This window comes from Pseudoalteromonas sp. NZS100_1, assembly GCF_015864285.1.
Lineage (GTDB): Bacteria > Pseudomonadota > Gammaproteobacteria > Enterobacterales > Alteromonadaceae > Pseudoalteromonas > Pseudoalteromonas arctica.
Map to the genome: position 1 here is coordinate 130,918 of NZ_JADYXN010000010.1, position 6,035 is coordinate 136,952.

The 6,035-nt window shown below is 40.3% G+C and carries 8 protein-coding genes; 2 read left to right on the forward strand and 6 right to left on the reverse strand.

Annotated features, from left to right (window positions below; genetic code table 11):
• Positions 1-294, forward strand: coding sequence for a hypothetical protein (locus tag I6F66_RS09270; RefSeq protein WP_165727127.1), 294 nt, complete (start codon positions 1-3; stop codon positions 292-294).
• A 13-nt stretch (positions 295-307) separates the two neighbouring features.
• Here the strand turns inward: I6F66_RS09270 and I6F66_RS09275 are convergent, their stop codons facing one another.
• From I6F66_RS09275 to I6F66_RS09300, 6 genes are all read right to left on the reverse strand, one after another.
• Positions 308-1,225 (reverse strand): histone deacetylase family protein, encoded by a 918-nt coding sequence (locus I6F66_RS09275; RefSeq protein ID WP_166376403.1) that lies wholly within the window; start codon positions 1,223-1,225, stop codon positions 308-310.
• A 122-nt stretch (positions 1,226-1,347) separates the two neighbouring features.
• A complete protein-coding gene (locus I6F66_RS09280) occupies positions 1,348-2,889 on the reverse strand; it encodes a serine hydrolase (RefSeq protein ID WP_197175837.1) in 1,542 nt (513 codons plus the stop codon).
• A gap of 15 nt (positions 2,890-2,904) precedes the next feature.
• Positions 2,905-3,399, reverse strand: coding sequence for a gamma-glutamylcyclotransferase family protein (locus I6F66_RS09285; protein WP_007586500.1), 495 nt, complete (start codon positions 3,397-3,399; stop codon positions 2,905-2,907).
• Positions 3,400-3,425: 26 nt separating this feature from the next.
• Positions 3,426-4,064, reverse strand: coding sequence for a LysE family translocator (locus tag I6F66_RS09290; RefSeq protein ID WP_165727125.1), 639 nt, complete (start codon positions 4,062-4,064; stop codon positions 3,426-3,428).
• Positions 4,065-4,075: 11 nt separating this feature from the next.
• A complete protein-coding gene (locus I6F66_RS09295) occupies positions 4,076-4,849 on the reverse strand; it encodes a hypothetical protein (RefSeq protein ID WP_165725125.1) in 774 nt (257 codons plus the stop codon).
• Positions 4,850-4,878: 29 nt separating this feature from the next.
• Entirely contained in the window at positions 4,879-5,364 is a 486-nt protein-coding gene (locus I6F66_RS09300; RefSeq protein WP_010553378.1) for a CreA family protein, read from the reverse strand.
• A 207-nt stretch (positions 5,365-5,571) separates the two neighbouring features.
• On the opposite strand from I6F66_RS09300, the gene I6F66_RS09305 reads away from it, so the two are divergent.
• Positions 5,572-5,901 (forward strand): 5-carboxymethyl-2-hydroxymuconate Delta-isomerase, encoded by a 330-nt coding sequence (locus tag I6F66_RS09305; RefSeq protein WP_002957818.1) that lies wholly within the window; start codon positions 5,572-5,574, stop codon positions 5,899-5,901.
• The last annotated feature ends 134 nt before the right edge of the window (positions 5,902-6,035 follow it).

Consider the following 6,035-nt stretch of genomic DNA (forward strand, 5'->3'; position numbering starts at 1 on the left):
ATGTTAAACAGCTATCCACAGTTATTGGTTATTTATAATGAGCTTGAGATAGCCCATAACCAACAAGAGCAACAAGAGTGCTTACACAGCGTTATGCAAAGTGAACTAAGCGATGTGCGAGTACTTAATAAGCAAGGTGACTACCTTAATTTACAAGGCACTGCTTGCCCTGAATTGAATGGCGAGCAACTAGCACAGTTTGTTACAGCTTACTTATTAAATGAAGGACAATGCTGCCTTGGTAAAATCAAAACCCTAAGCACAGCGCAGGCGTTTGATTTATTAGGGCTATAAACACTCTCTTTATTTAAACCTCAGTAAGCACTTTTATATGCGCTACAGCACTGCGACCTAAAGCTGATAGCGCATAGCCACCTTCTAAGTACGAAATAACACCTTTGCAGCCGCCCTCTTTAGCAACACCACATAGTTGCTCGGTAAGCCAAATGTAGTCATCCTCTACAAACTTTAAGCTCGCCATATCATCTTCTAGGTGTGCATCAAACCCTGCGCTTATAAAAAGTAATTCAGGCTTAAACGCTTTTAATTTTGGTAACCATTGCCCAGTAAACACCTCTTTTAGGTCGTCGCCATTACTAGCAATTGGCAGAGGTGAATTAACTATATGACTATTATTTTTAACCGCTGTATTTGGGTAAAACGGATACTGAAATAACGAACAAAGCAGTACGTTTTCGTCATCAATAAAAATGTCTTGTGTGCCATTCCCATGGTGTACATCAAAGTCAGCAATCGCAATGCGCTTAACCCCTTTGCTTTGAGCGTACTTAACGGCAATAGCTAAGTTATTAAACACACAAAACCCAGATGATGAATCTTTATTAGCATGATGCCCTGGCGGGCGCACAGAACAAAAAGCAGCATCGAGTTTATCAGCAAGTATTTCGTCAACAGCTAACAATCCGGCACCTACTGCCCGCTCAATCGCTTTAAACGAATCGGGGCACAACCACGTATCGCCATCTAAATTAGCGAGTCCTTCGGTTGGTAGTGTAGTTTCTACGTGTTTAACTAAAGCCTCATCGTGAGCAAGTAAATAATGCTCACGCTCGGCCTTAGGTGCCTGCAGGTGTGTTAAGCCAACATCTACACCGCTGGCTAATAACCTGTCGGTAATTGCATCTAAGCGCTCTGGGCACTCAGGATGGTCGTCTATCATTTTATGTTTACGGCAATGAGGGTGTGAAATAACTGCAGTACGCATAAAATGCTCCTAGCCAAAGTAAATTGAATGCTTAATATAACAAAGCCACCGACGGGTGGCTTTGCGACTTTGGTGTATATCGATACTTTAAATATCGATACCTTGAATATCAATGTTATTAGCTATTTTGCTTTTAAATGTAGGTTTCTAAAATCAAAGCTAAAGTCGGTAATTTGTGTTGATACTGCACGCATTTTAGCGCTGTTTACACGGTTTTGTGAGCTCATTTCAAAACGAATAAACGCATCCGCTTCAAGCAGCTTTTCATCCCACTTAACTATAAATGTATTACCAGTGTAATGCTCAAGTGTGCCTTTTAAGCGCTTAGTATGCGTAAAATCAATATGCAATTTACTATCAAGCTGCTCAATAATTACATCGCCATACCAATCATCATGTAATGTACCGGTGTAATTAATGTTTGGTAATTGTGGTTGGTAGTCAGCGGGGGCTTCTGGTTTTGCATTAGCGTACGCCTGTTGTTTACCTTCAAAATGACTTTTAGCTAAATCCTCTACCCAGTCTTTATCTTCGAGCTCAAGTGCATCTTCAAGTACTTCATGGGTTACTGCCGAAAGTGCACCGAAAGCTTGTTGATTAGATAAAATAACAATACCGAGTTTTTTCTCAGGCAATAAAGTAACTTGCGATACCATCCCTAAAATACCACCGCCATGACCTAGCTTTTTAAAGCCGTGGTAGTCTTCAATACTCCAACCTAACCCATAACCCCTAAACTGCTGATGATACGATTCAAACGCACTTTTAGACGCCATAGACGTAATATGTGGGTGCCACATTTGCGCTTGTTGCTTTTCGCTAAACAGCTGCTCGCCACTTGGCATTTTACCGCCTGCTAATTGCGTACGAAGCCATTGGCTCATATCGCTTACACTTGAAGCAATGGCACCTGCACCTCTAAAATCTTCTAAGTAATTCACAAAAAATGGATGAAGCGTGCCATCCATAGGAATATGACCTGTCGCCCAGTTTTTATTACTTTTTGGAATACGTGAAAATCCCGCGCGTGAGTTATCCATGTGCAGCGGCTGTAATATATTTTTTTCGATGTAATCGTTCCAGCTGATACCCGACACACGTGCAACCACCTCACCAGCGGTAACAAACATCAAGTTGTTATAAGCGTATTTACTACGAAAACTGCTCGCTGGTTTTAAATACTGTAATCCCGCTAAAATTTCATCAACTGACTTGTCGGTACTTGGCCAAATCATTAAATCGCCTTGCCCAAGCCCTAGCCCACTGCGGTGACTTAATAAATCACGAATACGCATTTCGCGTGTTACGTATGAGTCGTATAATTTAAACTCTGGTAAATGATCAATTACGCGGTCATCCCAGCTTAACTTCCCCTCATCAACTAACTTGGCAAGCGCTGCTGTTGTAAACGCTTTCGTGTTTGAAGCAATACCAAACAAGGTGTCTTTGTTTACTTTTTTGTTGGTATCGAGATTAGTTACACCAAAGCCTTTAGCAAATATTACTTTATCGTTTTCAACAATGGCGACTGCCATACCGGGTACGTCAAAACGCGCCATTGACGCTTTAATAACGTCGTCAATTTTGTTGGTATCAACTTGTGCCCAGCTACTAAACGAAGTGCCTGCTAGTAGTGCAATTGCGGCAAGTTTGGTTAATTTCATATCAATCCTATTTTATTATTTTTGATGAACTGCAAATTCAATTGCTGCGCGCTCTTGATTGGTATCGCTTTTTTGTGCGCGATTTAATATCGCATCACTGTATTCTTTTGGTACGCCCGCTTCAAGTGATCCGCGATGAACGTGTTTTATGTACCAATCGTATGGGAGTACATCGCTGTCATGGGTATTAGCTATATAACAATGTGCAGTTACAGTCTCACCCGTTAGAAGCGTTGGGGCTATATCTACGCAGTCGTAACCTACGCCCTCAATACCATCTAAAATAACTTTTTCATCTTCATTAAGCTCATAAATAACGCCGTAAACCAGCGCGCCTTCTTTATCGCTTGGGCAAATACTGCATTTGCCAGAGCCATCTTTAAATAGCATATCAAAAGTTAGCTCGTAACCTTTAAGTACCGCTGTTCCTACACGCTTTACATTAGGTAAGCGCGCTAACAAACGATTAGATGACATATTGGAGCCAAACGAAAAATTATATAACGGCATTTTATCTCCTGTACTTTTTAAATAAGTTAAATAACAACACGTACTGCAAGAGCAATTAAAATAACGCCAATTCCACGGTCAAACCAATAACCGCGTTGTTGGAAAAAACCCCTTACATTATTTCTAGAAAGTATTATTGAAAGCATTGAAAACCACGCCCAAGTAGCCAATGCCATGTACACACCGTAACCGACCTGTACGCTAGTCGGTGTTGTTGGGCTAATCACGAGTGTAAATAATGACATAAAAAATAACGTGGCTTTTGGGTTTAATGCATTTGTGAAAAAGCCGCGCCTAAAAGCAAGCCAAACGGATTCTTCTTGGACGGTTTTTTTTTCAACATCTTTTGCAGCCTCGCCTTCATTACTTGCTGGAGGTTTTGCAGCTCTGAGTGCTTGTACGCCTAAATAAGCTAAATATGCACCGGCAAGATACTTAAGCGCCATAAATAAACTAGGCGATTGCGTTAAAATAAGCGCAACACCTAAAACGCAATAGGCAACGTGCAGTAAAATAGCAGCGCCAACACCGGCGCTTGTCCACAATGCATTGCGCCTTCCTTGTTGCACACTTTGCTTAAGTACTACGGCAAAGTCGGGCCCTGGGCTTGCTACTGCAAAAAAATGAGCAATAACAATCAGTAAAAATTCATCTAAGTATTCCACGCAGATCCTTGCTAGTTTGGCGAATAAGCTAATAACAGCGGGTTAGCCGAGTTATTTACCAATGCTTTAATTTCTTTTTGCGCTTTTTTAAACTGACCACGTAAATGCGGCTTTAAATGCTTTTTAGACACTTTATCGTTTTTAAAGTAGCTAATCAGGGCATGCATAAATACCGTATGTGTTTCACTTAACTTAGCTTCACGGTTAGCGTATGGATTATAACAAGAGCCACAACCGCCTTTAAACTGATACACCGTGTTGCTCATCATCACACCAAATCCTAAAAAACAGGCAAGTGCGTCGGCAGCTTGTGGTAAATACTCCCTACCTCCTGGCGGTAGCACCCCAACGTGATGAATAAGTATGGTGGCCAGAGTACCCGCATAACTTGCCACTAAATCTTGTGGCTGATTAATCTGATTAGGATTAAAAGAGATACTGACCTTATGGCTTGGCGGCACAATTAGATGGCTGCCTTCGCCACGTATTCCATCACTAAATTCAAAGTGCGGAAAAACTTGCGGTTGTAACTGCTGAGGTGCGACTAATTGAATAGGCCATGCATTCATACCCGCGTAATTAGTAACCCGGGTAAAAACATTACTCGCCATTTCCTCAATGCTCGATACCGAATCAGGGAAAAAAGTGGCCGTTGGCAGTATTATTTGAGTGTGCTTTGTAAAAAACTCTGCATCAAAATTTTCTACAGCCCAAATAAATGTATCAATAAGCCATTGCTGCTCTTGATCTTCCAATAAAGGTGCCGATTTAAATAAAGCTAACATAAGGTGCTCTTATAAGTTTTAGTGCTAGTTTAGTTTTTTTGTGTAAGTGCCCAATCCCACGCTTGAGTATTGTATAGCGGCACTGTTGATAGTGCATGGTGGTGGCTACCACTGGATTCTTTAGTTGAATACGATAAGTACAATAAAGTACGATTCTCAGCATCGTAAATACGGCGCACTTTTAGTGATTTAAATAATATACTTTTAGATGATTTGAATATCACTTCACCTGATTTACTGCGGTCTATTTTTTGTAGCTGCTGCGCTGTAATAGGACCCGTTTGACGACATGCTATAGACATATCAGAGGGATCAGAAAAGTCCAAATTAGCCTCTATATGACTAATATGACAAGTAACGCCTTCAAGGATTGGATCTTGCTGCGAATTAACCACAACATCCTTAGTTGTAAATAACCCCAGACTTACCGATGCAACATCGTCAGAGCAAGCACTTAATGTAACAACTGCACCTGTAAGTAAAGCTAAACGTTTAAATTTTTGTGGTAATTTCATACTTATCCTTAATTAATATATAAGTAACTTGGCACCTACGTTACTAAGCGAAGGTTCACCTGTTTGTTTTTATACTAACATCAAAAATAAATACGACTAAATTAGTTTAAAGTAAAGATTTTAGATAGCTCAGGGTTTAGCGAACCCTGTTGTATTTGATACAATTAACTCTCGCTCATGCAGTAACTCATAATAGGAAACGCCTAAATGCCGCACATTATTATTGAACACTCAGAAGACCTCCCTGTTTTACCACAAGTACTGGTAGAAAAAATTCACACTACCGCTTTCGAAAGTAACTTATTTGAATTAGAAACCATCAAAACACGCGCTATTGCTTATCAGCAATATCAACTTGGCGCAGGAAAATCAGGGTTTATACATATCGCGGTACATATTTTAGCGGGACGCTCAATTGAGCAAAAACAAATGTTAAGCGAACTGCTACTTTCATGCTTAAAAACATACTGCAGAGCATCAGACAGTTTAAGCGTAAATATTTACGATATTGAGCATGAGATATACCGTAAAAATTAGTTAACTCTTGTAGTTTTGAGCAATAGAAGTAAACACTAGTAAGTAAAAAGCCCCAATAGCTGTCTCTTGATCACAAGTCTGGCTCAAGAGATTTTGCTAAATCGTAGCCTTCCAGGATGGCTTGTAACTTAAGC

Bases quoted from the DNA above. Each gene is read 5' to 3' on its own strand.
- I6F66_RS09300 (WP_010553378.1), bottom strand. From the start codon at position 5,364: ATGAAATTACCACAAAAATTTAAACGTTTAGCTTTACTTACAGGTGCA.
- I6F66_RS09280 (WP_197175837.1), bottom strand. From the start codon at position 2,889: ATGAAATTAACCAAACTTGCCGCAATTGCACTACTAGCAGGCACTTCG.
- I6F66_RS09275 (WP_166376403.1), bottom strand. From the start codon at position 1,225: ATGCGTACTGCAGTTATTTCACACCCTCATTGCCGTAAACATAAAATG.
- I6F66_RS09295 (WP_165725125.1), bottom strand. From the start codon at position 4,849: ATGTTAGCTTTATTTAAATCGGCACCTTTATTGGAAGATCAAGAGCAG.
- I6F66_RS09305 (WP_002957818.1), top strand. From the start codon at position 5,572: ATGCCGCACATTATTATTGAACACTCAGAAGACCTCCCTGTTTTACCA.
- I6F66_RS09285 (WP_007586500.1), bottom strand. From the start codon at position 3,399: ATGCCGTTATATAATTTTTCGTTTGGCTCCAATATGTCATCTAATCGT.
- I6F66_RS09270 (WP_165727127.1), top strand. From the start codon at position 1: ATGTTAAACAGCTATCCACAGTTATTGGTTATTTATAATGAGCTTGAG.